The 24,978-nt window shown below is 70.1% G+C and carries 23 protein-coding genes; 10 read left to right on the forward strand and 13 right to left on the reverse strand.

The annotated features are described in order from the left end of the window. The first annotated feature begins 26 nt into the window (after positions 1-26). Entirely contained in the window at positions 27-1,580 is a 1,554-nt protein-coding gene (gene ppx, locus H288_RS0106625) for an exopolyphosphatase (RefSeq protein ID WP_020091807.1), read from the forward strand. Positions 1,581-1,981: 401 nt separating this feature from the next. Then, positions 1,982-4,498 carry a methyl-accepting chemotaxis protein gene (locus tag H288_RS0106630; RefSeq protein WP_026604738.1) on the forward strand — a complete coding sequence of 839 codons (2,517 nt, stop codon included), beginning with the start codon at positions 1,982-1,984 and terminating at the stop codon, positions 4,496-4,498. Positions 4,499-4,510: 12 nt separating this feature from the next. Here the strand turns inward: H288_RS0106630 and H288_RS0106635 are convergent, their stop codons facing one another. Then, on the reverse strand, positions 4,511-5,956 hold the full coding sequence (locus H288_RS0106635) for an acetamidase/formamidase family protein (protein ID WP_020091809.1): 1,446 nt from the start codon (positions 5,954-5,956) through the stop codon (positions 4,511-4,513). A gap of 82 nt (positions 5,957-6,038) precedes the next feature. After that, a complete protein-coding gene (locus tag H288_RS0106640) occupies positions 6,039-8,366 on the reverse strand; it encodes an NADP-dependent malic enzyme (protein WP_020091810.1) in 2,328 nt (775 codons plus the stop codon). A gap of 66 nt (positions 8,367-8,432) precedes the next feature. On the opposite strand from H288_RS0106640, the gene H288_RS0106645 reads away from it, so the two are divergent. After that, on the forward strand, positions 8,433-9,095 hold the full coding sequence (locus tag H288_RS0106645; protein WP_020091811.1) for a CatB-related O-acetyltransferase: 663 nt from the start codon (positions 8,433-8,435) through the stop codon (positions 9,093-9,095). Further along, positions 9,092-9,343, forward strand: coding sequence for a DUF3297 family protein (locus tag H288_RS0106650; RefSeq protein WP_020091812.1), 252 nt, complete (start codon positions 9,092-9,094; stop codon positions 9,341-9,343). The genes H288_RS0106645 and H288_RS0106650 overlap by 4 nt, the downstream gene beginning before the upstream one ends. On the opposite strand, the gene H288_RS0106655 is transcribed toward H288_RS0106650, so the two are convergent. Genes H288_RS0106655 through aspS form a run of 4 tightly spaced genes read right to left on the reverse strand, consistent with a single transcriptional unit; the run spans position 9,313 to position 13,452 of the window. Continuing rightward, a complete protein-coding gene (locus H288_RS0106655) occupies positions 9,313-9,645 on the reverse strand; it encodes a hypothetical protein (RefSeq protein ID WP_020091813.1) in 333 nt (110 codons plus the stop codon). The two genes, H288_RS0106650 and H288_RS0106655, sit on opposite strands and share 31 nt — an antisense overlap. Next, the gene (locus H288_RS0106660; RefSeq protein WP_020091814.1) at positions 9,642-10,718 is read right to left on the reverse strand and encodes an acyltransferase; all 1,077 of its coding nucleotides are present in this window, start codon (positions 10,716-10,718) and stop codon (positions 9,642-9,644) included. Before H288_RS0106660 ends, H288_RS0106655 begins: the two co-directional genes overlap by 4 nt. Further along, on the reverse strand, positions 10,715-11,587 hold the full coding sequence (locus H288_RS0106665) for a glycosyltransferase family 2 protein (protein ID WP_020091815.1): 873 nt from the start codon (positions 11,585-11,587) through the stop codon (positions 10,715-10,717). Before H288_RS0106665 ends, H288_RS0106660 begins: the two co-directional genes overlap by 4 nt. Positions 11,588-11,607: 20 nt before the next feature. Continuing rightward, positions 11,608-13,452 carry an aspartate--tRNA ligase gene (gene aspS, locus H288_RS0106670; RefSeq protein WP_026604739.1) on the reverse strand — a complete coding sequence of 615 codons (1,845 nt, stop codon included), beginning with the start codon at positions 13,450-13,452 and terminating at the stop codon, positions 11,608-11,610. A 144-nt stretch (positions 13,453-13,596) separates the two neighbouring features. Between aspS and H288_RS32160 the strand changes: the two genes are divergently transcribed. The 6 genes from H288_RS32160 (at position 13,597) to xoxJ (ending at position 19,773) form a co-directional block, all read left to right on the forward strand. Further along, positions 13,597-13,995: a hypothetical protein gene (locus H288_RS32160; RefSeq protein ID WP_020091817.1), complete on the forward strand. Its 399-nt coding sequence runs from the start codon at positions 13,597-13,599 to the stop codon at positions 13,993-13,995. Between the two features lie 93 nt (positions 13,996-14,088). Further along, positions 14,089-15,276 carry a ribonuclease D gene (rnd, locus tag H288_RS0106680; protein ID WP_020091818.1) on the forward strand — a complete coding sequence of 396 codons (1,188 nt, stop codon included), beginning with the start codon at positions 14,089-14,091 and terminating at the stop codon, positions 15,274-15,276. Between the two features lie 110 nt (positions 15,277-15,386). After that, a complete protein-coding gene (locus tag H288_RS0106685) occupies positions 15,387-15,674 on the forward strand; it encodes a hypothetical protein (protein ID WP_020091819.1) in 288 nt (95 codons plus the stop codon). A 703-nt stretch (positions 15,675-16,377) separates the two neighbouring features. Then, positions 16,378-18,183: a lanthanide-dependent methanol dehydrogenase XoxF1 gene (xoxF1, locus tag H288_RS0106690; RefSeq protein WP_026604740.1), complete on the forward strand. Its 1,806-nt coding sequence runs from the start codon at positions 16,378-16,380 to the stop codon at positions 18,181-18,183. Between the two features lie 133 nt (positions 18,184-18,316). Next, positions 18,317-18,928 carry a c-type cytochrome, methanol metabolism-related gene (locus H288_RS0106695; RefSeq protein WP_020091821.1) on the forward strand — a complete coding sequence of 204 codons (612 nt, stop codon included), beginning with the start codon at positions 18,317-18,319 and terminating at the stop codon, positions 18,926-18,928. Continuing rightward, positions 18,928-19,773 carry a rare earth element methanol dehydrogenase accessory protein XoxJ gene (gene xoxJ / locus H288_RS0106700; protein WP_244526844.1) on the forward strand — a complete coding sequence of 282 codons (846 nt, stop codon included), beginning with the start codon at positions 18,928-18,930 and terminating at the stop codon, positions 19,771-19,773. Before H288_RS0106695 ends, xoxJ begins: the two co-directional genes overlap by 1 nt. A gap of 27 nt (positions 19,774-19,800) precedes the next feature. On the opposite strand, the gene folK is transcribed toward xoxJ, so the two are convergent. The 7 genes from folK to pqqC all read right to left on the reverse strand — a co-directional run bounded on the left by folK (position 19,801) and on the right by pqqC (position 24,874). Continuing rightward, positions 19,801-20,271, reverse strand: a complete 471-nt coding sequence (folK, locus tag H288_RS0106705; protein WP_020091823.1) for a 2-amino-4-hydroxy-6-hydroxymethyldihydropteridine diphosphokinase — start codon at positions 20,269-20,271, stop codon at positions 19,801-19,803. Further along, a complete protein-coding gene (folB, locus tag H288_RS0106710; protein ID WP_020091824.1) occupies positions 20,268-20,645 on the reverse strand; it encodes a dihydroneopterin aldolase in 378 nt (125 codons plus the stop codon). The genes folK and folB overlap by 4 nt, the downstream gene beginning before the upstream one ends. A 2-nt stretch (positions 20,646-20,647) precedes the next feature. After that, positions 20,648-21,484: a dihydropteroate synthase gene (gene folP, locus H288_RS0106715; protein WP_020091825.1), complete on the reverse strand. Its 837-nt coding sequence runs from the start codon at positions 21,482-21,484 to the stop codon at positions 20,648-20,650. 97 nt (positions 21,485-21,581) lie between these two features. Then, positions 21,582-21,944, reverse strand: a complete 363-nt coding sequence (locus H288_RS0106720) for a hypothetical protein (protein ID WP_020091826.1) — start codon at positions 21,942-21,944, stop codon at positions 21,582-21,584. Beyond that, positions 21,925-22,650, reverse strand: a complete 726-nt coding sequence (locus tag H288_RS0106725) for a hypothetical protein (protein ID WP_026604741.1) — start codon at positions 22,648-22,650, stop codon at positions 21,925-21,927. Before H288_RS0106725 ends, H288_RS0106720 begins: the two co-directional genes overlap by 20 nt. Beyond that, on the reverse strand, positions 22,647-23,792 hold the full coding sequence (gene pqqE, locus H288_RS0106730) for a pyrroloquinoline quinone biosynthesis protein PqqE (protein ID WP_020091828.1): 1,146 nt from the start codon (positions 23,790-23,792) through the stop codon (positions 22,647-22,649). The genes H288_RS0106725 and pqqE overlap by 4 nt, the downstream gene beginning before the upstream one ends. Continuing rightward, positions 23,789-24,874: a pyrroloquinoline-quinone synthase PqqC gene (gene pqqC / locus H288_RS0106735; protein WP_020091829.1), complete on the reverse strand. Its 1,086-nt coding sequence runs from the start codon at positions 24,872-24,874 to the stop codon at positions 23,789-23,791. Before pqqC ends, pqqE begins: the two co-directional genes overlap by 4 nt. Between the last annotated feature and the right edge of the window lie 104 nt (positions 24,875-24,978).

The following is a 24,978-nucleotide window of genomic DNA, read 5'->3' on the forward strand; positions in this document are numbered from 1 at the left end:
GGCGGGCTGATGAAGGACTCGGACGTTTGGGCAGCCCTCTTGCCAACCTCACCCTCGCGCACGACGCGGAGGCGATCGACAGCACCGCGCGCCATCCTGTGGCGATTATCGACATCGGCTCCAACTCGGTCCGCCTCGTCGCGTACGACGGACTGACCCGGGCGCCGACGCCGCTCTACAATGAGAAGGTGCTCTGCGGCCTGGGCCGCAACGTCCTGACGACCGGCCGCCTGAACGAGGAGGCGGTGACGCGCGCACTCGCCGCCCTGGCGCGGTTCCGGGTGCTGTGCCAGACGATGCGCGTCAGGCAGGTCTACGTCCTCGCCACGGCGGCGGCGCGGGACGCCGAGAACGGTCCCGACTTTCTCCGCGCCGCCGAGGCGGCCTGTGGCCAGGAGATCCAGCTCCTCTCCGGACGGCGCGAGGCCGAGCTGTCGGCCCTCGGCGTGGTCTCGGGATTCCACGCGCCGAACGGCGTCGTGGGCGACATGGGCGGCGGCTCGCTCGAACTCGTAGACGTCCGCGGGGCGGTCGTCGGACAGGGGGTGACCATGCCCCTCGGCGGCCTCGCCCTGCAGGACCTGTCCGGCGGCTCGGTCAAGAAGGCCGCCAAGATCGTCCGCGAGTACATGCGCAAGGCCGCCCCGCAGCTCGAGACCCTGCGCGGGCGGACCTTCTACGCGGTCGGCGGCACGTGGCGGGCGATCGCGCGGCTCCATCAGGCGGCCCGCGGCTACCCCGTCCACGTGATGCACGGCTACACGGTGGAGCCCACAGACGAACTCAGCTTCCTGCAGGTCGTCGAGCAGACCGACGTGGCGCTGCTGCAGGACGTCGACGCGATCTCCGAGGCGCGGCGCCCGCTCCTCGCCTACGGCGCCGTCGTCCTCGAGGAGATCATCCGGGTCGGGCGCCCCCGCGAGGTGGCGATCTCGGCATCGGGCGTGCGCGAGGGCCTGCTGTTCGAGCAGCTCGACCGCGACACCCGTCTGATCGATCCGCTGCTGGCCTCGGCGTCGGAATTCAACGTTCTGCGCGCGCGCTCGCCCCGCCACGGCGAGGAGTTGATCACCTGGACGGACCGGTTCGTCGCGACCCTGGACGGCCACGAGACCACCGACGAGCGCCGGCTGCGGCACGCCGGCTGCCTGCTGTCCGACGTCGGCTGGCGGGCGCATCCGGATTACCGCGGTGAGCAGAGCATCGCGGTGATCCAGAATGCCGCGTTCGTCGGCGTGGATCATCCGGGCCGGGCCTATCTCGCCCTGGCGGTGTCCCTGAGGCACACAGGCTTGGCCCCCGAGAAGGCGAACCCGATGCTCCGGAGCGTGGCCGGTCCGCGCCTGTTCGAGCGCGCCCGCCTCCTGGGCGCCCTGCTCCGGATCGCCTTCCCGATCTCGGCCGGCATGGACGGCGCCCTCGGACGGGCGCCGCTCACCGTCGAGGAGGGCCGGGTGGTGCTGCGCCTGCCGCGGGACTGGGAGGCCCTGAACGGGGACCGCCTGCTGAACCGCGTCCGCGGCCTCGGGCGCATCATCGGCCTGGACGGGCGGGTCGAGCTCGCGGACGACGCGCCCTGATCCGCGCGGCGCGGGCGCCTAACCCGGGCAGGGCCTCGCTCGCCGCCGCGGTCCGGTCTCGCACTATGGCCCGGGCCCGTCGCGCGGGAGAGCTCACGCGTCCCGGGGCCGAGGGCGGCCTCATGACCGTCGCACCGGCGCTCACCGCACGCCGCCGGAACGGTGAGCGTGCGCCTGCCGACCGAGATCGCCGCGGTAACGTCGGCTTAATTCACCAAGCCAACTTTTTTATTGGTTGATGTCGATTCTCCTCTGAATCCGGAATAAAGCGCGCCGCCCGCAAAATATGTCGGCGCGATAGACTGTCGAACACTGCCGAGCGGCAGCGTGAACGCGCGCGCCGTTCGCCCTATGATGCGAGCAACACGCAGATCCCACTCGCACATCGGAATGTTCACGCGATGAGATGGCTTGGCTACGTCTCGATTCGAGTCGTCATGTGCACGACGATACTCGCCATGGCGATGATGTTACTGGCCTACGCGGGGAATGCTCTGTTCGACGCGCGTCTTCAGGCGCGACAGGCCCGGGACGCGGTCACGCTGACCCGCGCGAGTCGCCAGCTGCTCGGGACGATCCTGCCGACACGCCTCGAGCGGGGGGCAGCGCTCGCCCTGGGCGGGGATGCGTCCGCCGACCCGGAGAGCCTGAAGGCCTACGCGACGAACCGGGACGCGATGGTCGCGGGCTTCGCGAGCGTTCAGGACCTGCTGCGGGACCGGGATCTGCCCTCCGTGACGGCGACGATGGCGAGGCTCAACGCGGCGCAGGACGCCGTGAACCTGCTCCGCCCCCGGATCGATGAAGCCCTGCGCGTACCGAAGCCGAAGCGGGACCCGGCGCTGCTGCCCGCCGTGCTGACGGCCTTTCAGGAACTTCTCGACGCGCTGACGGCGACCACGGACGCCGTGGATTCGGCTATTCCGCGCTCCGACGCCGTCCTGCAGCACTACCTCGTCCTCAAGCGGTCCGCCTGGGCGACCCGTGTCGCGATCGGGAACGTCGCCCTGCGCGTGCAGACCTCGCTGGCGGCGGGAACGTCGTGGTCGCTGCCCGAGACCGTGGCGGCGGCCGAGGAGCGGGCGCGGGTCCAGTCGGCGTGGTCGAGCACCAGCGAGGCCGCCGCCCAGAGCTCGGACGCCGTGCGGTCCGCGTTCGAGAAGGCCAAGCGCAGCAATTTCGAGGGCGAGGCGGCGGAGGCGGCGCGCGCGATCTTCGACGCCCTGAGCCAGCATCGCGCGTCCCCCATCACGTTCCAAGATCTCCGTAAGCGAAACAGCGTCGAGCAGATGACGATCGTCGATCTCGCCAATGCCGCCCTCGCCGAGATGGTGGCGCGGGCCGAGAGCCTCGCCGCGGAGGCGGACCGCGTTCTCCTGCACAGTGCCGCGGCGCTGCTGGCCGTCCTGCTGCTCGTCGGGCTGGGCCTCATGGCTCTGTTCGGGGGCGTGCTGCGCCCCCTCCGGATCATCGCCACCGCGATGCGCGCGCTGACGGGGGGCGACACCGCCGTCGCCGTCCCGGTGCAAGCGTACCGGAACGAGTTCGCGCCGATCATGGTGGCCGTGCAGGCCTTCCGGGACAATCTGATCCGCACGCGCGACCTCGAGGCCGGGGCCGAGCGGGCGCGGCTGGACGCCGACGACCAGCGCCGGGACAGCCTGCGCCAGATGGCGCAACGGTTCGAGGAGGCCGTCGGAGGCATGATCGGCTCGGTCGCGTCCTCGGCCAACGCCCTGCAGGTCACGGCGCAGACGATGACCGCGACGGCCACCCAGACGGCCGGGCAGTCGACGGCGGTCGCGGCCGCCGCCGAGCGGGCCTCGAGCAACGTCAACACCGTGGCGGCGGCCGCGGAGGAGCTCGGCACCTCCGTCCAGGAGATCGGGCGGCAGGCCGACGGATCGGCGGATCTCGCGCAGAGGGCCGCGGCCGAGGCCGACCGGACCGCCGCGCGCGTCCAGGACCTGAGCAGCGCCGTGGACCAGATCGGTGCCGTCGTGGGGCTGATCTCGTCGATCGCCGAGCAGACCAACCTGCTGGCGCTCAACGCCACCATCGAGGCGGCCCGCGCGGGCGCAGCCGGCCGCGGCTTCGCGGTGGTGGCTTCCGAGGTGAAGGCCCTCGCCGCGCAGACCGCCAAGGCCACCGACGAGATCTCCGGTCAGATCGCGCAGGTGCAGGCGTCCACCGGGCAGGCGGTGGAGGCCATCGCGGCGATCACCGCGCGGATCCGCGAGATCAACGGGGCGGCGACCACGATCGCGGCGGCTGTCGAGGAACAGGGTGCGGCGACCCAGGAGATCGTCCGCAACGTCGGGCAGGCGGCCACCGGCACAGGCGAGGTCACCACAACCATGACCGGCGTCGCGCAGGCGGCCGAGGGCACCGGCCTGGCCGCGAGCCAGGTTCTCGCGGCGGCCTCCGCCCTGTCGGACCAGTCGGACCGTCTGACCGCCGAGGTCGAACGGTTCCTGGCGAGCGTTCGCGTGTCCTACGCGGTCTCCGCCGCCCAGGTCGCGATCGTGCAGCGCAGCTTCGCGACGGTGCAGGCGCTCGGCGACACCGCGGCAGAGCTGTTCTACGGACGCCTGTTCGACATCGCGCCGCAGGTCCGGTCGCTCTTCCCGGACGACATGACCGCGCAGAAGCGCAAACTCGTCGCCATGCTGGCACTGGCGGTGGCCAACCTCGACAAGCCGGAGGCGCTCGTCGCCGCCGTGCGCGATCTCGGGGACCGGCACGTCGGCTACGGCGCGCTGCAGGCGCATTTCGAGGCGGTCGGGGCGGCACTGCTCTGGACCCTGGAGCAGGGGCTCGGCCCGGACTTCACGCCGGAGGTCCGGGAAGCCTGGACCGAGACCTACCGGGTCATCGCCGGCCTCATGACGATGACCGGAGCCGCGAAGGCCGCGTGACCGGGTCAGGCGTCAGGCGACGCGATCGGAGAAGATCGCCTTCTTGACCACGGCGTGGACGCCCCAGTTGCCGTCCACGACCTGCGTGATCCCGAAATCGACCGCGACCGACATCAGCGAGATCGCCTCGTCCTCGGTGAGGCCCTTCGCGTGCATCAGGAACTGGCGCATCTTCCGGAAGGCGTCGCGCATGGCGAGGTCGATCGAGGATTTCTGGAAAATCGCGCTCTGCGCGTCCGGACCGAGATCCCGCAGGTAGTTCGGGTAGCTGAAGCCGGACAGAACCCAGTCGTCCCGGGTCTCGATCATCGGGAAGTCGAGCGCCTCCAGCGGCGTGCCGGGCAGGTCCGCCTTCTTGTGCAGGATGAACTGGAAGGTGCCGGTGAGCGAGCACTCGATCGCGGTGCCGCACAGTTCGGAATCGCCCTGGCTGGCGTGGGGATCGCCCACGGAGAACAGGGCGCCCGGCACCGCCACCGGGTAGTAGAGGGTCGCGCCCTTGCCGATCCGCCAGTTGTCGATGTTGCCGCCGGTGTAGCTCGGCGGGATCGTGTTCACCCGGTCGGCCTCGGCGGGCGCCACGCCCATGGTGCCGAAATGCGGCCGGATCGGCACGCGGATGCCCTTCAGGACCTCGAAGGTCTTCTGGGTTTTCGTGTGGTCCACCGGCAGGCCGGGATAATCGATGGTCGGGTGGGAGACGCCGAACGGGTCGGTCACGCCCGGCCAGCGGAAGCTGTAGACCGCCCGGGCCCAGTCGCGCTCGCCGGTGGCGTCGACCTCGTAGATGGTCACGACCTCCCGGGGTTTATCGCCGGTGATCAGGTCGTTGTAGTGGTAGCCCCACCACGCCGCCGCGTTGCTGCCGAAGGCCAGTCCCTTGTACCTGGGATTGGCGCAGGGGCGGGGGGCGACGTCGAGGATGCGCACCTCCAGGACGTCGCCGGGCTCGGCGCCGCGGATCGCCACCGGGCCGGTGCAGATGTGCACGCCGAGGCCACCGCCGGGGCCGACCTTGGCGTCCATGGCGCCGGCTCCGCGGGGCGAGACGCCCATCTTGTCCTTGGTCCAGAGATAGACGCTCTCGGCGCCCGGATCGCCCTGGATCATGCGCTCGGCATCGTCGCTCGCCTGGTGGGTGAGCGTCTCGATCGTGACGAAGTCGCCCGAGCCGATCTCGACCTTGGGCTTGAGGCTGCGGCTGAAGAAGCCCCAGTGGACCGTCTCGGCATTCGCCGGCAGGTGGTAATGCGCCGTGGCGGCGATCTTGGCGCCGCTCGCCTGGGCCAGGGCCGGGCTCACGAGCGACGGACCGCCGGCCGCGAGGGCCGCGGCCGCGGCGCCGGTCGCCGCGAAGCCGCTCTTAAGGAAGGCGCGCCGCTCAGGCTCGAGATCCCGCCGGAACCGGCGGCGGTGCTCCTCGAAGGCGTGGCAGGTTGGATCGTCGCCCGCGCACATCGCGTCGTCTCCCGGTGGTTTCGTGGTCCCGGGGCGGGCAAGCAAATCGACGGCCACGCTGGCGGCCGCCGACGGGCGCCCCTCACTCCGAGAGCATGCCGACGCCGCCCTCCTCGGCGCGCGCGACGGCCTCGTCCGCCTGGGCCTCGACCACGGCGGCGGCCGTGACGTTGACGATGCCGCGCGCCGTCACCGACGGCGTCAGGATGTGGGCGGGCTTGGCCGGGCCGATCAGGAGCGGGCCGACCGGCAGCGCGTCCGCCAGCACCTTCGCGAACTGGAAGGCGATGTTGGCGGCGTCGAGATTCGGGAAGATCAGGACGTTGGCCGCGCCCTTGAGGCGCGAGCCCGGCAGGACGCGCTCGCGCACCATCTCGTTGAGGGCGGAATCGGCCTGCATCTCGCCGTCGACCTGCAGCTCGGGATTCCGCGTGTGCAGGAGCGCGAGGGCGTCGCGCATCTTCATCGCGGAGGGCGAATCCGACTGGCCGAAATCGGAGTGGCTGAGGAGCGCGATCTTCGGCGTCATCCCGAACCGGCTGACGTGGCTGGCGCAGGCCTGCGCCACGTCGGCGATCTCCTCGGCCGTGGGGTTCTGGCGGACATGGGTGTCGGCCAGGAAGTAGGCGCCGTTATGCGTCACCACGAGGCTCATCGCGGCGCACTGCTCCACGCCCGGCGCGAGCCCGATCACGTCGCGGATGATGCGCAGGCGCGTCTCGAAGCGGCCCTCCAGGCCGCAGATCAGCGCGTCGGCCTCGCCGCGGCGGACCGCGATGGCGCCGATCACCGTGTTGTTGGTGCGGACCAGCGTCCGGGCCGCGTCCGGCGTGATGCCGCGGCGACCGGCGACTTCCAGATAGGTCTGGACGTAGGCGCGGTAGCGGGGATCGTCCTCGGGATCGATCAGCTCGAAGTCGCGGCCGTGCACCATCGACAGGCCGAAGCGCTTCAGGCGGGTCTCGACCACCCGCGGCCGGCCGACCAGGATCGGCAGGGCGACCTTGTCCTCGACGATCGCCTGGACGGCGCGGAGCACGCGCTCGTCCTCGCCCTCGGCGTAGATCACGCGCTTGGGCTCGGCCTTCGCCTTCGAGAACAGCGGCTTCATGATCAGGCCGGACCGGTGCACGAACCGGTCGAGGCTCTCGACATAGGCGTCGAGGTCCGGGAGCGGCCGGCCGGCGACGCCGGAATCCATCGCGGCCTTGGCCACCGCCGGGGCGATGCGCAGGATCAGGCGCGGGTCGAACGGGCTCGGGATCAAGGATTTCGGTCCGAACGGCCGGGCCTCGCCGCCGTAGGCGCGTGCGACCACGTCCGAGGTGGTCTCGTGGGCCAGGCCCGCGATCGCCTTGACGGCGGCCTTCTTCATCTCCTCGTTGATCTTGTGGGCGCCGACATCGAGCGCCCCGCGGAAGATGTAGGGGAAGCACAGGACGTTGTTGACCTGGTTCGGGAAGTCCGACCGGCCGGTGCAGATCATGGCGTCCGGCCGCTCCTTCTCGGCCAGATCCGGCATGATCTCCGGGTAGGGGTTGGCGAGCGCCATGATCAGCGGCTTCTCGGCCATCTCCTTCAGGTACTCGGGCTTGAGCACGCCACCGGCCGAGAGGCCGATGAACACGTCCGCCCCCGGGATCACCTCGGCGAGCGTCCGCTTGTCGGTCTCCTGGGCGTAGACGTCCTTCCACCGGTCCATCAGCTCGGCGCGGCCCTTGTAGACGACGCCCTTGATGTCGGTGACCGTGATGTTCTCGCGGGTCGCTCCGAGCGACACGAGCAGGTTGAGGCAGGCCAGAGCCGCCGCGCCGGCGCCGGACGTGACGATCCGGACGTCGGACAGGTTCTTGCCGGCGAGTTCCAGGCCGTTGAGGACGGCGGCGGCCACGATGATCGCGGTGCCGTGCTGGTCGTCGTGGAAGACCGGGATGTTCATCCGGGCCCGGCACTGCTCCTCGACCTCGAAGCACTCGGGCGCCTTGATGTCCTCGAGGTTGATGCCGCCGAAGGTCGGCTCGAGGGCGCAGACGACGTCGACGAGCTTCGACACGTCCTTCTGGTCGACCTCGATGTCGAAGACGTCGATGCCGGCGAACTTCTTGAACAGGACGGCCTTGCCCTCCATCACGGGCTTCGAGGCGAGCGGGCCGATATCGCCGAGGCCGAGCACGGCCGTACCGTTGGACAGCACCGCCACGAGGTTCTGGCGCACCGTGAGTTCGGCGGCCTGCTGCGGGTCGTCGTGGATCGCCATGCAGGCCGCGGCGACGCCGGGCGAGTAGGCCAGGGCGAGGTCGCGCTGGTTGCCGAGCGGCTTGGTCGCCTGGATCTCCAGCTTCCCGGGCTTGGGCAGGCGGTGGTAGACGAGCGCCCCGGCCTTGAGGTCCTCGGACATGTTATCGGCCATCGCCCACGCTCCCGCTCACCTTTTTCACCGAGGACGACGCAGTCGCGCATCGCGCGGGCTCGCGTCATGACCGGTCTGTTGCACCGGCTGCGCAGGGGGCGCAACCCGCACAACGAGACCCGGATCCACCTCGCCGAGCTGGCGAGGACCCACGGGTTCTCCATAGGCGCTTATTCGTACGGGCGTCCAAAAGTCCGCTTCCCGGAGAGCGGTCGGCGGCTGACGATCGGCCGCTATTGTTCCATCGCTGACAAGGTCGAGATCCTGCTCGGCGGCGATCACCGCCTCGACTGGGCGTCGACTTATCCGTTCGCGGCGATGCGCGGGCTGTTCCCGGACGCCGCGGCGCCGGAGGATTTCCACGCCTCCCGGGGCGACGTGGTGATCGGGCACGATGTCTGGCTCGGGTCCGGCTGCATGATCCTCTCGGGGGTGACCGTCGGGCACGGGGCCGTGGTGGCGGCCCGCGCCGTGGTGACCCGCGACGTGCCGGCCTACGCCGTGGTGGCGGGCAACCCGGCCAAGGTCGTGCGCCACCGCTTCGACGCGGCGACCGTGGAGGCGCTCGTCGCGGCGGCGTGGTGGGACCTCCCGCACGACGCGGTGACGCGGCTGGTGCCGCTGCTCCAGAGCGGGCGGATCGCCGACCTGCTCGCGGCGTTGCGCGCGGGCGCGGATTCCCGTACCGGCGGGGCCCCATACGAAGACCATCCGAGATCCGGACGATGACCGACACGCCCCCCGACCGCCTCGCTTCCAACCCGAACAGCCCGTTCTATGACGAGAAGGTGCTGGAGCGCGGGGTCGGTGTCCGGTTCAAGGGCGTCGAGAAGACGAACGTCGAGGAGTACTGCGTGAGCGAGGGCTGGGTCCGCCTCTCGGCCGGCAAGGCCCTCGACCGGGCCGGCAACCCGATGACCGTGAAGCTGAAGGGCACCGTGGAGCCCTACTTCCGCGACCCCGCCGCGGACGCCTGATCCGCCACCCGCGCCAGGGCGGCCTCGAAGTTCCGGACGGCCTCGCGGACGAGGTTCCCGATCTGATCCGAGGAGCGCGGCCCGTCGATGACGAGGCTCGCGAGGATATCGGAGCGCCGGGCGCGCTGCTTGGCGGTGCGCCGGTGGTTCGAGACGCGCAGGTGCCAGGCGCAGTCCGGTCGCCGCAGGTAGAGGCTGTCGCCGCGCTCGTTCCGGGCGACGATCGCGAAGCCGTCCGCCTCCAGCATCCGCGCCGCGCGAGCGAGCGTCTTCAGGGGCGGGAGAGGCCCGTCGGCGGTCACGGCCCGGCCGGCTCGATCGTGCCGAGGCGCCGCCGCCCGAGCGCGCGCGCCTTCAGCGACAGGGCCGGCCGCTCGACCCCGTACCAGGACAGCGCCGCGACCGGCAGCGTGAGGGCGAGGGCCGGCACCAGCAGCGCGGGCCCGGAGGCGGCCGGCCACAGGGCATGCAGGGTCTGCTGGACCGGCCAGCCGTAGAGATAGATCCCGTAGGAGAGGTCGGCCGCAGGGTCGAAAAGGCCGCGCGCGAGGGGGCCGAGGGCGAGCCAGACCACGCCGTAGGCCTCGGCGAGGAACAGAAGGGCCGGGTAGGCCGGCGTCCGCGCGAGGACGAAGGCGCCGAAGACCAGGCAGGCGAGGGCCGCGGCCGAGACACGCAGGCGGTCGCGCCACAGGTAGAGACACGCCCCGGCCGCGAAGATCAGCGGCAGGCGCAGCGCCGTCTCGGTGCCCTTGGGCAGGTCCGGACCGCGGAGGCCGCAGGCGATCGTCAGGGCAAGCGTCAGGCCGGCCACGATCAGGGGCGCCGACCACCGGCGCCGGAGCAGGCCGCTCAGGGCAGCGACGAGGACGCCGAGGTAGCACAGCACCTCGTACTTGAGCGTCCAGACCGTGCCGAGGGGCGCCCGGTAGGGATTCGCTTCGAAGACGCCGGGGAGGGCGGCGTTGCTCTTGAAAGTCGTCAGCGTCCCGCGGATGAACGACCACAGGGCGGGATCGCGCCAGTACTCGGTGACGGGCAGGCGGGTCAGGGCCGCGCCGAGCCCGAGCGCGACGATGAGCGTCGCCGCCACGAGTCCCGGGAGGATCCGCAGGGTCCGGGCGAGGGCGTAGTCCCGGAGGCCGCGGCGGTCGCAGCTCATGGTGACCAGGAAGCCCGACACCGCGAAGAAGCCGTTCACCGCGTGTTCGCCCAGCGTGTAGCCGGTGAGCCGGGCGAGGGGCTCGTCGCCGGCCGCGCCGGTCGCGACGCTGAACGCGTGGGACACAACGACGGCCAGAGCCAGCATCAGCCGCAGGCCGGTGAAGCCGTTGCGCCCGCGCGCCAGAGCGGTCGCGATCGTCGGCGCACTCATCCGGTCAGACCCTCGCGGGCCAGCGCGGTCCGGCCGCGCAGGAAGGCGAGGGCGCCCGCGGCCGAGCCGCCGTAACGCTCGAGCCCGGCCCGCCGGAGGACCAGACCCGACAGCAGCGCCTTCGGCAGGTTGGCGCCCAGGACGGCGAGGCTCGGGTCCGAAAGGCCGTACTTCCGGCTGACATAGGCGCGCGACCACGCCTGATGCCAGCGCGCGCGGAACACCCGTCCCGGCTCCGGCGCCGACGATCGGCCGCGACCGTGCAGCGCCTCGGCGCGGTGGACGTGGATCAGGGCGCGGCCGCTATCGGCCACGCGCCGGCACAGGTCATCGTCCTCGTAGAACAGGAAGATGTTCTCGTCGAAGCCGCCGAGGTCGAGGAACAGGGCGCGCGGCATCATCAGGCAGGCCCCGGAGAGGAACGGCGCGCAGGCATCGCCCTGCGGCAGCGCGAGCCGGCCCGCGGGATTGGTCAGGTAGGGCGCGAGCAGGGACCGCGCCTGGAAGAAGAAGCGCCCGCCGGGTTCGACGAGGCGCGGGGCGATAAGCCCGGCATCCGGCCAGGTGCGGGCCGCGTCCAGCAGGGCGTCCACGGTGCCCGGCCGCAGCACGACGTCCGGGTTGACGACGAGGACGTGCTCCGCCGTCTCGGCCGCGCGGACGCCCCGGTTGTTGGCGCGGCCGTAGCCCTCGTTGCGGGCGTTGCGGATCACCTGCGCGCCGGCCGCCTCCGCGACCGACGCGGAGGCGTCCCGGCTGGCATTGTCCACGACGATCGCCGGCACATGCTCGCCGGCGAGCGCCGCGAGACAGGCCGGCAGCACGTCGGCGCTGTCGTGGGCGACGACGATCGCGACGAGGCTCGCCACCGCGGGGGACTATGGGCGCCTCAGGCCTTCTTCTCGGGCAGGTTGAGGCGGATGTGCAGCTCGCGCAGCTGCTTGGGGGTCGCCTCGGAGGGCGCGCCCATCATCAGGTCCTCGGCGCGCTGGTTCATCGGGAACAGCACGACCTCGCGGATGTTCGGCTCGTTGCACAGGAGCATGACGATGCGGTCCACGCCCGGCGCGATGCCGCCGTGCGGCGGGGCGCCCATGCGCAGGGCGTTGAGCATGCCGCCGAACTTCTGCTCCAGCACCTCGTGCCCGTAGCCCGCGATGGCGAAGGCCTTCTCCATCACGTCCGGACGGTGGTTGCGGATCGCGCCCGAGGACAGCTCCACGCCGTTGCAGACGATGTCGTACTGGAACGCCTTGATGTCCAGGATCCGCTTGGTGTTCGCGCCGTTCTCGTCCTCGCCGGCGAGGGCGTCGAGGTCGAGCGCGAGGAACTCCTCGCGGTCGATGTTCGGCATCGAGAACGGGTTGTGGGAGAAGTCGATCCGCTTCTCCTCCTCGCTCCACTCGTACATCGGGAAGTCGGTGATCCAGCAGAACGCGTACTGGTCCTTGTCGCAGAGGCCCAGCTCGTCGCCGATCCGGACACGCGCCTTGCCGGCGAGCCCGGCCGCCTTCGATTCGGGACCGGCGGAGAAGAACACGGCGTCGCCCGCCTTCGCGCCGGAGCGCTCGGCGATCAGGGCCTGAACCTCCGCCGGGATGAACTTGGCGATCGGCCCCTTGCCGGTGAGCGCGCCGTTCTCCTCCTCGAACACGACGTAGCCGAGGCCGGGCGCGCCCTCGGAGCGGGCCCAGTCGTTGAGCTTGTCGAAGAACGAGCGCGGCTGGCTCGCCGCGCCGGTCGCCGGGATCGCCCGGACGACGCCGCCCGAGGCGACCACGCCCTTGAACGCCTTGAACGCCACGTCCTCGCGGGCGAACAGGTCGGAGACGTCGGCGATGATGAGCGGGTTGCGCAGGTCCGGCTTGTCGACGCCGTACTTCAGCATCGAGTCCGCGTAGGTGATCCGCGGGAATTCCTTGGTGACGCGCTTGCCCTCGGCGAACTCCTCGAACACGCCGCGCAGCACCGGCTCCACCGCCTGGAACACGTCCTCCTGGGTGACGAAGCTCATCTCGATGTCGAGCTGGTAGAACTCGCCCGGCGAGCGGTCGGCGCGGGCGTCCTCGTCGCGGAAGCACGGGGCGATCTGGAAGTAGCGGTCGAAGCCCGCGATCATCGTCAGCTGCTTGAACTGCTGCGGCGCCTGCGGCAGCGCGTAGAACTTGCCGGGATGGACGCGCGACGGCACGAGGTAGTCGCGGGCGCCCTCGGGCGAGGAGGCTGTCAGGATCGGGGTCTGGAACTCGAAGAAGCCGCCGTCCCGCATCCGGCGGCGGAGCGAGTCGATGATCGCGCCGCGCTTCATGATGTTGGCGTGGAGCTTCTCCCGGCGCAGGTCGAGGAAGCGGTACCGGAGCCGCGTCTCCTCCGGATACTCGAGGTCGCCGAAGACCGGCAGCGGCAGCTCGCCCGCCGGACCCAGCACCTCGAGGTCGTCGATGTAGATCTCGACCGCGCCGGTCGGCAGCTCGGCATTCTCGGTGCCGGCCGGGCGCGTGCGCACGCGCCCGTCGATCCGCACGACCCATTCCGAGCGCACGGCCTCGGCGGCCTTGAAGGCCGGGGAATCGGAATCGATCACGCACTGGGTCAGGCCGTAATGGTCCCGCAGATCGACGAACAGCACGCCCCCGTGGTCGCGGATGCGGTGGCACCAGCCGGAGAGGCGGACACTCTGCCCGACATCGGACGGGCGGAGCGCCCCGCAGGTGTGGGAACGGTAACGGTGCATGACGGGCTTCTTCTGTGGGAAGGCCGGCACCATTCACGCGAGGCCCCCCAAGTCAAGCGCGGGGCGCGCAGAACGGCGCCGAAAGCCGCGCGCGACTCGCCTGCCGGCCTACCGCAGAAGACCCCGAATCCCCATATCATCTCCATGAACGACAACCTCTTTTTCGATCTGGAGCGCCCCGCGAAGGCGGCGCCCGAACGCGCCGCGGCCGGGTGGCGGACGCTGCCCCTCGAGGGCCGTTTCGACCTCGTCTACGAGGACGCGGCCGGGGCCTGGAGCAACCGCTCCCTCGACGCCCGCGAGCTCAGGCTCGGGCCGGGGCGGACGCTGCTCGGCGGCATCGATGCCCGGCGCGGCGGCTATCGCGGGTTCCGGGTCGACCGGATCCGCCGCCTCGTCGACGGGGCCACCGGCGAGCGGATCGAGACCGGCATCCTCGACCGCCTGCTCGCGCGCGCCGAGGCGCAGCGTCGGGCCGACGCGCTGCGGATCCGCCGGCAGGCGCGGGCGCGCCGGAAGGCGGCGGTCGCGGCCGTGGCGTGATCGCGGTCATCGGGCCGCGCGTGAACGCGTGAAAGATGGGGACCTGCGAAGCCGCGTCTCCCCATGTCCGCCGCGGTTGCGTATAGCCGGTGCATGGACCTGATCACCACCACTGACGCGCTGCGCCAGATCTGCACACGTCTCGCCGAGCAGCCCTTCGTGACCGTCGACACGGAGTTCATGCGCGAGACGACGTATTATCCGAAACTGTGCCTGATCCAGATGGCGGCACCGGACGGGACCGGCGTCCTGGTGGATCCGCTGGCGCCGGGGATCGACCTCGGGCCGTTCATCGCCCTCATGGCCGACGAGGGCACCGTCAAGGTGTTCCACTCCGCCCGCCAGGACCTAGAGATCATCTGGCTGATCGGCGGGATCCTGCCGCACCCGTTCTTCGACACGCAGGTCGCCGCCATGGTCTGCGGCTACGGCGATTCCGTCTCGTACGAGCAGCTCGTCAACGACGTCGCGAAGGCCAAGATCGACAAGTCCTCCCGCTTCACCGACTGGTCGCGGCGCCCGCTCTCGGAGGCGCAGCTGACCTACGCGCTGTCCGACGTCACCCACTTGGTGAAGATCTACGAAGTCCTCGTCGCCGAGCTGCTGCGGACCGACCGCGGCGCGTGGCTCGACGAGGAGATGGCGGTGCTGACGTCTCCCGAGACCTACCGCGCCGATCCCGCGCAGGCGTGGCGCCGCCTCTCCGGCCGCATGCGCAAGCCGCGGGAGATCGCCGTGCTGATGGAGGTCGCGGCCTGGCGCGAGAGCGAAGCGCAGACGCGCAACGTGCCGCGCGGGCGCGTCCTGAAGGACGAGGCGGTCATCGATATCGCCTCGGCGGCGCCGCGGAGCGCGGAGGCGCTCGGGCGGCTGCGGACGATCCCGGCGGGCTTCGAGCGCTCCCGGACGGGGGCCGACATCGTCGCCGCCGTGGAGCGCGGTCTCGCCCGCGACACGAGCGCCGTCCGGATGCCCGAGCGCGTGCGGCGGAGCGGCGGCAACGGCGCGATCGTCGAGCTCCTGAAGGTCCTGCTGAAGGCGGTCTGCGAGGCCGAGGGCGTGGCGCCGAAGATCATCGCCACGGTCGACGATCTGGAGGCGGTCGCCGACGACGACGACGCCGAGGTCCCGGCGCTGCAGGGCTGGCGCCGGACGCTGTTCGGCGAGAAGGCGCTGGCGCTGAAGCAGGGACGGCTGGCCCTCTCGGTCGAGTCCGGTCGCATCGTGGTCCGTCCCCTGGAAGCCGAACCTGTCGGCAGCGGCGCCGACCCGGACCGATGACGCCGCGGCGGCACTGACCGCACAATCCGCACTGGCGGGCGTGACTCGCCGCGGGTCCGGGATTAAATGGCAATTCGGTTGCCGCTTAATCCCGCCCCTGCGTCCCGCGTATGTTCGAGCCGAACGAGATCCTCAAGACGCTGACCGGACGCGGTCTCGTGTCGGCCGAAGGGTGTGAGGCCGTCCGCGTCCGCTACCGGGTCGTGGTCGAGAGGCGCGAAGGCGGTGTCGTCGCTTACGGCAATCTGTACGGCAGCTACGCGGGCCTGCGACCGGTCTGGCTCGAGCCCGATGCCCAGCTCCGCCTGTCCAACGGCCGTCGCCTCAATATCTCCGTGACCGACCTGATCGGCGACACTGCGGAGTTCGAGAGCACCGGGCCGGTCGGCGCGGTCTGACGCCGGCAAGAGCCGTTCAGCAGCTTCCGCCACCGACCCCGTGGTCCGCGTGCGCGACCCATGCCGATTCCCGAAGTCGGGATGATTCGGCAATTTGTCGCGCGCGAACCCCACCGATCACGCGGGGATCCGCGGAAAAACGGGATGCGGCGACTGGGCGCACAGCCGGATCCCGGGAAATTTCGGCAACCGATAGCCACCGAAGCGTCTTGCAGTGCAGTCCGCGGACCCGCAACGGCCGCGCGCCCGGGCGCGCCTGAATCCCGCACACCGCGCGGGGGACGCATGCTTAAGCGCAGCAAAGCTCGCCTGTTTGCAAGGTCTGCATGGGAGACGGACACAACCCCGTGAGACCGAGGCCAGAGCAGGCAGCATCTCTTGTGCGTCGCAACATTTCTTTTCGCAAACGCATGACATCCGTCGTGCCTGTGTCACCCGAAAAGAAGCTTTCACCGTGTGCCCACAGGCCTCGAACAGCGAGTTGACGGCGCTCAAAAATCTCTTAAGGTCCGGGCAAGCCTCGGTTTCGAGGGAGACGCCTCAGGGATGGCGGCTCCTGGCTAGGGGATCAGTAGATCTCCTCGAAGTCCACTATGCCCGCTACCGAGGCGTCCATCCCTGTCGCAAACAGTCAGGTCGGAGTCCGAGCGACGCCACTCTCTTCGCGCGCCGTGAGAACTCTCAAGACTTGTCGGAGGAACCCATGAGAGCGGTACATCTCCTTGCGCTCGGCGCAGGTGTCGCGGCCGTCGCCGCGCCGGCGCTGGCCAATGAAAGCGTCATGAAGGGCATCGCCAACCCGGCGGAACAGGTTCTTCAAACGGTAGACTACGCGAATACGCGCTACTCGAAGCTCGACCAGATCAACGCCAAGAACGTCAAGGACCTGCAGGTCGCCTGGACGTTCTCGACCGGCGTGCTGCGCGGCCACGAGGGCTCGCCGCTCGTCGTCGGCAACATGATGTACGTGCACACGCCGTTCCCGAACATCGTGTACGCCCTCGACCTCGACCACGACGCGAAGATCGTCTGGAAGTACGAGCCGAAGCAGGATCCGTCCGTGATCCCGGTCATGTGCTGTGACACGGTCAACCGTGGTCTGGCCTACGCCGACGGCGCCATCCTCCTGCACCAGGCCGACACCACCCTCGTGTCGCTCGACGCCAAGACCGGCAAGGTCAACTGGTCGGTCGTGAACGGCGACCCGAAGAAGGGCGAGACCAACACCGCGACGGTTCTGCCGGTCAAGGACAAGGTCATCGTCGGCATCTCGGGCGGCGAGTTCGGCGTGCAGTGCCACGTCACCGCCTACGACCTGAAGACCGGCAAGAAGGTGTGGCGCGGCTACTCCGAGGGCCCGGACGATCAGCTGATCGTCGACCCGGAGAAGACCACCTCGCTCGGCAAGCCGATCGGCAAGGATTCCTCGCTGAAGACCTGGGAAGGTGATCAGTGGAAGACCGGCGGCGGCTGCACCTGGGGCTGGTTCTCGTACGACCCCAAGCTCGACCTGATGTACTACGGCTCGGGCAACCCCTCGACCTGGAACCCCAAGCAGCGTCCGGGCGACAACAAGTGGTCCATGACCATCTGGGCGCGTAACCCGGACACCGGCATGGCCAAGTGGGTCTACCAGATGACCCCCCACGACGAGTGGGACTACGACGGCATCAACGAGATGATCCTCACGGATCAGAAGATCGACGGCAAGGAGCAGCCGCTCCTGACCCACTTCGACCGTAACGGCTTCGGCTACACGCTGAACCGCGCGGACGGCACCCTCCTCGTCGCCGAGAAGTTCGACCCGGCCGTCAACTGGGCGACCAAGGTCGACATGGACAAGGGCTCGAAGAACTACGGCCGGCCGCTGGTCGTGTCGAAGTACTCGACCGAGCAGAACGGTGAGGACACCAACTCCAAGGGCATCTGCCCGGCGGCGCTGGGCACCAAGGATCAGCAGCCTGCGGCCTTCTCGCCGAAGACCAACCTGTTCTACGTGCCCACCAACCACGTCTGCATGGACTACGAGCCGTTCCGGGTGACCTACACCCCGGGCCAGCCCTACGTCGGTGCGACCCTCTCGATGTACCCGGCCCCGAACTCGCACGGCGGCATGGGCAACTTCATCGCGTGGGACGGCGTCAACGGCAAGATCAAGTGGACGAACCCCGAGCAGTTCTCGGTGTGGTCCGGTGCTCTGGCCACCGCTGGCGACGTCGTGTTCTACGGCACGCTTGAGGGCTACCTGAAGGCTGTCGACGACAAGACCGGCAAGGAGCTGTTCAAGTTCAAGACCCCGTCGGGCATCATCGGCAACGTGATGACCTACCAGCACAAGGGCAAGCAGTACGTGGGCGTCCTCTCGGGCGTCGGCGGCTGGGCCGGCATCGGCCTCGCGGCCGGCCTGACCGACCCGAACGCCGGCCTCGGCGCGGTGGGTGGCTACGCGGCTCTGTCGCAGTACACCAACCTCGGCGGTCAGCTGACGGTCTTCGCCCTGCCGAACTAATCGGCCGCAGGGTTTGAAGTGAAAAATGGTGCCGGCGCGGGTTCCCGCGCCGGCATCCTTGTGATTAGACTTTCTCGCAAGAGGCTGCGTCTCGGAGGGAGACCAAGAGCCTCGATCAAGGGAGACACATGCGTTGCTCAACCTCAGCAAGATCGTAACGCGGCCGGTTATCGCCGCCCTCGCCCTAGCGACCGTCTCGACGGTTGCCGTACATGCTGAGGATGCCAAGCCCGCCGACCCCAAGCTGGCGAATTCGCTGAACGCGAACGACAAGACCGCCGAGCAGGATGACAAGCTCCTGAAGAAGGACGCGGCCGTGAAGGTCGACGACGGCAAGTACTTCGACGCCGAGGGCCACCCGACGTTCCATGTGACCCAGGACGGCAAGATGCTCGACTGGTACACCTACTCGGGCTACCGCCGCTATCACGCCGAGTGCCACGTCTGCCACGGCCCGGACGGCATGGGGTCGACCTACGCGCCGGCCCTCAAGGACTCGCTGAAGCACCTCTCCTACGAGGAGTTCATCGGCATCCTGGCGGGCGGCAAGCAGGAAGTGAACGCCGCCGAGCAGAAGGTCATGCCGGCCTTCGGCGACAACAAGAACGTCATGTGCTACTCGGACGACCTCTACGTCTACCTCAAGGCGCGCGCCTCCGGCGCGATCGGGCGTATCCGTCCCTCCGAGCACGAGGGCAAGCCCGAGACCGCCAAGAAGGCGGAGAAGGAATGCATGGGCGGCTGATGTCGTCTCCTGCCCGGATCGCCGTTCTCTGCGCCCTGACCGTCTTCGGGGCGCAGGGCGCGCTCGCCCAGCATCTGCCGGATACCGTCACCACGGACGTGCTGCGCGTCTGCGGTGATCCGGGCAACATGCCGTTCTCCGAACGCAAGGAGGACGGCTTCGAGAACAAGATCGCGGCGATCATCGCCGACGAGCTGAAGATCAAGGTCCGCTACTACTGGCTGACGCAGGGTCCGGGCTTCGTGCGCAACACGCTCGGAACCGGCCTCTGCGACGTCATCATGGGCCAGGCCTTCGGCAGCGACCTGGTCCAGACCACCAATCCCTATTATCGATCGGCCTACACGCTGGTCACCCGCGCGGGCGAACTCGACGGTGTGACGGCCCTCGACGACCCGCGGCTGAAGGGCAAGAGCATCGGCGTGATCGCCGGGACGCCGCCGGTCAACCGGATGGGCGAACTGGGCCTCGTCTCGGCCATGAAGGCCTACGCGCCCTACCAGCTCGACCCGTCCCGCAAGCACCAGACGGTCGCTGCTGAGATCGTCGCGGCCCTGGCCGCGAAGGAGATCGACGCGGCCGTCCTCTGGGGCCCGGCGGCGGGCTGGCTCGCTAAGCAGTCCGGCACGCCCATGAGCGTCGTGCCACTGCTGAAGGAGCCGGAGCGTCCGCCGATGGCGTACCGGATCGCCATGGGTGTCCGGATCGGCGAGAACGACTGGAAGCGCTCGCTGAACACCATCCTGCGCAAGCGCAAGGCCGACATCGACAAGGTCCTGCGCGACTACGACGTGCCGCTCCTCGACGAGGAAGAGAACAAGCTCGTCGCCCCCGGCGAGCGCTGACGCGCAGCGCCGCGGCGCGCGCCGCCATCAGGCGCGCGCGATACCGGTCGAGTCGAGCTTCGCCAGGGCGTCCACCACGCGCTCGCCGCCGATGACGAGGTCGGGCGCGATCTCCGCCAGCGGGACGAGCACGAAGGCCCGCTCGCGCACGTAGCGGTGCGGCAGGACGAGGCGCGCGTCGTCGATGCTGGCGCCCTCGTAGGCCAGGACGTCGATGTCGATCACACGGGGCCCCCAGCGCTCCTCGCGGATCCGGCCGAGGTCGTGCTCCACCTGCAGGCAGGCGTCGAGCAGCCCGTGCGGATCGAGGTCGGTCTCGACCGCCACGGCCCCGTTCAGGAACCACGGCTGATCGGTCTTGCCCCAGGGCGGGGTCCGGTAGTCGGCCGAGCGCGCCACGACGTCGATGCCCGGGATCGCGGCGAGACCGGTGACCGCGCGGTCGAGCATCGCGGCCATGTCGCCGACATTGCTGCCGATGCCGAGATACGCCCTCATCGACCGGCTCCGCGGCGGCGCGTGATCGCGACGCCGACGCTGTCCAGGATGGCGGGGACGGGCGCGCTCGGCTTGTCGACCTGAACGGTGATGGCGTCGACCTGCGCGAAGCGCGCGAGGATCTCCGCGGCGACCGTCTCGGCCAGGGCCTCGATCAGGTTGAATCGGCGCTCGGTGGCGATCGCGACCGCCACCGCCGTGAGATCCGCGTAGCTCACCGTGCCGGCCACGTCGTCGGAGCGGCCCGCCGGGCCGAGATCGAGTTCCGCTTCCAGGGAGATGTAGAAGCGCTGACCGAGCACCGCCTCCTCGGCCAGCACGCCGTGCCGGCCGAACACGGCGATCCGGGTGACGCGGATCAGGTCGCCCGCCATGCTCAGCGCGCCTCCGGCCGCATCACGGCGTCGACGACGCGCATCGCGTCGATATGCGCGGCCACGTCGTGCACGCGCACGATGTCGGCCCCGAGGGTCGCCGCGACGGCGTGGGCGGCGAGGGACCCGTGCAGGCGGTCCGCCGGACGGGTCACGCGGTCGTGCAGGCGTCCGAGGAGCGACTTGCGCGAGACGCCGACGAGGACCGGAAAGCCGAGGGCGCGGATCTCGGGCAGCCGCCGCAGCGCCTCGAGATGCTGGTTCCAGGTCTTGCCGAACCCGACCCCCGGATCGAGCACGATCTCGGAATCCGCGAGGCCCGCCCGGTGGGCGATCGCGAGGGACCGCTCGAAGAAGGCCAGCATGTCGGCGACGATGTCGAGCTCCGGCTCGATCGTCTCGCGGTTGTGCATGATGATGACCGGCGCGCCGTGGGCGGCCGCGACGTTGGCGATGTCGGGCTCGCGCTGGAGGCCCCAGACGTCGTTCACGATCCGCGCGCCGGCCTCGAGCGCGGCGCGCGCCGTCGAGGCCTTGTAGGTGTCGATCGAGATCGGCACCGGCAGCCGCGGCGCCACGGCCCGGATGACCGGCACGACGCGCGCCTGCTCCTCCTCGGCGGGGACCGCAACGTGGCCGGGCCGCGTCGATTCCCCGCCGACGTCGAGGATCGCCGCCCCTTCGGCGACCAGCCGCTCGGCCTGGGCCACGGCCTCGGCCTCCCCGGCGAACAGCCCGCCGTCGGAGAAGGAATCGGGCGTGACGTTGAGGATGCCCATGACCAGCGTGCGGCCGCCGAGCGCCGGCAGCAGGTCGGACAGGCGGGAAGAGGGGGTCACAGGCGGGTCCCGTTCACGAGCGCGGTTCGGGAGCCGGTGTGCGCGAATCGGGAGGCCGGCGCAACGCCGGCCTCGCCGTGCGGCTCAGACCTGCCCGTCAGCCGTGGTAGCAGCGGATCTCGGCCTCGGCCTGGGCGCGGCGCAGCTCCGCGACCTTGTCGTCGAAGATCTTGGTCGACTTGAACTCGTTCGCCCGGTTGCCGATGCCCTGCCGCATCGAGAGCACCGTGCTCGCCTGAACGTACTTGTCGTAGGGGAGGATCGCGGCGAGCTGGTCCAGCGAGCACGAGCATTTCTGCAGGCTCTCGCGGGTCTGGCCGTTGGCGGCCATGCAGCCGAACACGTAGTCGACCCGCGCGTCGGTCGGATAATCGTTCTCCTCGGCGGCCCAGCCGGCCAGGCCCGACAGCGTCAGGGCGAGGGCGGCCAGCGCGCTCCGTTCAGCCAGCCTTCTGATCATAGCTCAGCTTCTCCTCAAGCAGCTCGCCGCCGTCCGGGCTCTTCGACGACGCCTCGATCGAGACGATCTCGCCCGGCACCGAGGGCGCGGTGACGAAGGTATAGGTCATGTCGTCCATGCCGCGCATGCGCTGCGCCATCGCGTCGCCCGCGAACGGCTTGGTGACCACGCGCCAGCCGTCGACCTCGCGGCCGCCGATATCCACCTTGGTCGGCGTCACCGTCGCCTTCTCGCGCAGGCCCTTGCGGATCGCGAGCTTGAGGTAGCGCGGGTTCGCCTCCAGCACCTTCGCGACGGCCCGGAGATGGTTCTCCAGGAACAGCGAGACGACCGGGTTGCCCGCCATGTCCTCGAACGGGCCGGCCGGCATCCGGTTCAGCCCGGAGAACATCACGACGCTGATGTCGCGGCCCTCGGTGGTCTTCCCGGGCGTCACCTTCAGCTGGATCGTGTCCTCGAGCGGCGCCCCGAACGGCCCCTTCGAGATCCCCGAGCGGCGCAGGTAATCGTAGGTCAGCGTCGAGCCCGCGGCCGTGTTCTTCATGTGCGGCTGGTCGAACAGCAGATCCGCCGCGGAGGGCGGGGCAGCGGCGTTCGCCGGGGTGACGGTGGCGGGCTTCGGCGCGTCCTCGGCGAGGGCCGGCAGCGCGGCCAGAGCCAGCGCGACCGACGTCGCGGCGAGGCCCCTCACGACAAGACTTCTCACGAGTTCACTTCCTCCTTGAGCGGCGACCGGACGTTGCTGCCGATCGTCCGGTAGACGTAGTCGGGCGGGTTCTCAGCCGCCTCCTCGGTGGCGAGCGCCCGCACCTTGGCGTGGAGCGGCGAGAGCGAGCAGGCCGGGTCCGTGGCCGCCGCGTCGCCGGCGAGCGCGAGCGCCTGGCAGCGGCAGCCGCCCCAGTCCTTCTCGCGCCGGTCGCAGGAGCGGCAGGGCTCCTTCATCCAGTCGGTGCCGCGATAGGCCGTGAAGGCCGGCGAGTCGCGCCAGATCTCGCCGAGCGAGCGGTCGTTGACGTTCCAGAACTCCAGCCCCGGGATCGTCTCGGCCGCGTGGCAGGGCAGGACCTTGCCCTGGGGCGTGACGTTCATCAGCTTGCGGCCCCAGCCGCCCGCGCAGGCCTTCGGGTACTTCGCGTAATAGTCGGGCACGACGAGGTCGATGACGAGCTGGCCCTTCAGGCGCTCCCGGGCCGCCTCGACGATCCGGATCGACTCGTCCACCTGCGCCTTGTCGGGCATCAGCGCCGCCCGGTTGACGTAGGCCCAGCCGTAATACTGCGTGTGCGCCACCTCGAGCCGCTTGGCGCCCATCTTCACCGCGAGATCGATGAAGCCCGCCACCTCGTGGATGTTGCCGCGGTGGATCACCGAATTCAGCGTGAGGGGCAGGCCGAGCGCGACCACCTTGGCGGCGAACTCGAACTTCTGCGGCTGCGCGTTCTTCAGGCCGCCGATCTTCTCGGCGTTCTGCGCGTCGACGCCCTGCACCGACAGCTGCACATGGTCGAGGCCGACGTCGTAGAGTGCCTGCAGCTTGCCCAGCGCCCCGCCGACGCCGGACGTGATCAGGTTCGAGTACAGGCCCAGATCGGCGCAGGTCTTGGTGATCTCGACGATGTCGTTGCGCGCCGTCGGCTCGCCGCCGGACAGGTGCACGTGCAGGACGCCGAGCGCCGCCGCCTCCCCGAGCACGCGCTGCCACGTCTGCGTGTCGAGCTCGCCCGACCGCCGGTCGAGCTCCAGCGGGTTCGAGCAGTACGGGCAGCGCAGCGGGCAGCGATGGGTCAGCTCGGCGAGCAGACCGACCGGGGCCGGCGCGTCGGGGCGGTTCGGCGTCAGCGCGTTCATCGCTCGAGAACCCGTTTCTCCGCGAGGCCGTCGAGCATCACCAGGATGTCGGCCTCGATGGCGCGGGGATCGGCCGCGTAGGTCTTGCCCAGCTCGTCCGCGATGTCGGCGACGCTCCGCGCGCCGTCCACGAGCTTCAGGACCGCCACGGCGTTGTCGTCGAGGTCGAAGGTGCGCTCGGGGGCGAGCAGGACCCACTTGCCGCGGGTCTCGTCGTTGCGCAGCCGGACGCCGCGCGGCAACCGCGGTCGGTCGCCGGCCGCCATCTTCCCGCCGGCCGCTCCCGGCTTGGCCTGAGACGCCTCGGCCACCAGACCCTCGCCGGGCTGCCACGCGTCCGGCGGGACCATGCCGGGGGCCACGTAGGCGAAGTACAGGGCGTCGAGCTGCGTCCACAGCACGGTGCACTTGAACGTCAGCGCCGCCATCGCCTGCCGCTGCAGCTCCGGCGTCGTGGCGTGCTGCTTGACGTAGTCCAGGGCGAAGTCCGCGTCCCGCGGCGCCTGGGTCAGGCGCTTGTCGAAATAGGCCAGCGTGTCCTTGGTGATGAAGTCGTAGTTCTTCAGCATCCCGGCCACGCGCTCGGAGATGATCGTCGGCGAGAACATCTCGGTCAGCGACGAGGCGATCGCCTCCAGGAGCGTCCGCTCGGAGACGAAGTGGACGTAGGCCTCGACCGAGAACTTCGTGGCCGACAGGATGCCGCGGGTCGACAGCACGTAGTCGCGGTCGAAGCCGACGCCCTCGGCCAGCTTGAGCCAGCGCTCGATGCCGCCGTCACCCTCGTGGTCGCCGTCGTGGTCGACGATCCGCTGGCGCCAGATCCGCCGCAGCGACGCGTCGGTCATCCGCGCCAGCACGGCGGCGTCCTTCACCGGAATCATCGCCTGGTAGTAGTAGCGATTCAGCGCCCAGGCCCGGACCTGGTCCTTCGACAGCTTGCCGTCGTGCAGCAGCCGGTGGAACGGGTGCAGGTTGTGGTAGCGGCGCGCGCCGATGTCGCGCAGGGCCGCCTCCAGTTCCTCGGGACTCAGGAGACGCTGGCTGTCGGCGGCATCGGGGGTCGGGAAAATGGCGTTCATGGCGTGTCCGGCGTCCGTCCTCAGGTCGCGTTTCCTGTGTTCCGATCCCGCCCTCGTGCGCGGGGCGACTGTCCGGGCTCAGCCACGATATAGTGCCGTCCCCC

The organism is Methylobacterium sp. 285MFTsu5.1 (genome assembly GCF_000383455.1).
Classification (GTDB): domain Bacteria; phylum Pseudomonadota; class Alphaproteobacteria; order Rhizobiales; family Beijerinckiaceae; genus Methylobacterium.

Bases quoted from the DNA above. Each gene is read 5' to 3' on its own strand.
- H288_RS0106630 (WP_026604738.1), top strand. From the start codon at position 1,982: ATGAGATGGCTTGGCTACGTCTCGATTCGAGTCGTCATGTGCACGACG.
- H288_RS0106635 (WP_020091809.1), bottom strand. From the start codon at position 5,956: ATGTGCGCGGGCGACGATCCAACCTGCCACGCCTTCGAGGAGCACCGC.
- H288_RS0106640 (WP_020091810.1), bottom strand. From the start codon at position 8,366: ATGGCCGATAACATGTCCGAGGACCTCAAGGCCGGGGCGCTCGTCTAC.
- H288_RS0106645 (WP_020091811.1), top strand. From the start codon at position 8,433: ATGACCGGTCTGTTGCACCGGCTGCGCAGGGGGCGCAACCCGCACAAC.
- H288_RS0106650 (WP_020091812.1), top strand. From the start codon at position 9,092: ATGACCGACACGCCCCCCGACCGCCTCGCTTCCAACCCGAACAGCCCG.
- H288_RS0106660 (WP_020091814.1), bottom strand. From the start codon at position 10,718: ATGAGTGCGCCGACGATCGCGACCGCTCTGGCGCGCGGGCGCAACGGC.
- aspS (WP_026604739.1), bottom strand. From the start codon at position 13,452: ATGCACCGTTACCGTTCCCACACCTGCGGGGCGCTCCGCCCGTCCGAT.
- H288_RS32160 (WP_020091817.1), top strand. From the start codon at position 13,597: ATGAACGACAACCTCTTTTTCGATCTGGAGCGCCCCGCGAAGGCGGCG.
- rnd (WP_020091818.1), top strand. From the start codon at position 14,089: ATGGACCTGATCACCACCACTGACGCGCTGCGCCAGATCTGCACACGT.
- H288_RS0106685 (WP_020091819.1), top strand. From the start codon at position 15,387: ATGTTCGAGCCGAACGAGATCCTCAAGACGCTGACCGGACGCGGTCTC.
- xoxF1 (WP_026604740.1), top strand. From the start codon at position 16,378: ATGAGAGCGGTACATCTCCTTGCGCTCGGCGCAGGTGTCGCGGCCGTC.
- xoxJ (WP_244526844.1), top strand. From the start codon at position 18,928: ATGTCGTCTCCTGCCCGGATCGCCGTTCTCTGCGCCCTGACCGTCTTC.
- folK (WP_020091823.1), bottom strand. From the start codon at position 20,271: ATGAGGGCGTATCTCGGCATCGGCAGCAATGTCGGCGACATGGCCGCG.
- folB (WP_020091824.1), bottom strand. From the start codon at position 20,645: ATGGCGGGCGACCTGATCCGCGTCACCCGGATCGCCGTGTTCGGCCGG.
- H288_RS0106720 (WP_020091826.1), bottom strand. From the start codon at position 21,944: ATGATCAGAAGGCTGGCTGAACGGAGCGCGCTGGCCGCCCTCGCCCTG.
- pqqE (WP_020091828.1), bottom strand. From the start codon at position 23,792: ATGAACGCGCTGACGCCGAACCGCCCCGACGCGCCGGCCCCGGTCGGT.
- pqqC (WP_020091829.1), bottom strand. From the start codon at position 24,874: ATGAACGCCATTTTCCCGACCCCCGATGCCGCCGACAGCCAGCGTCTC.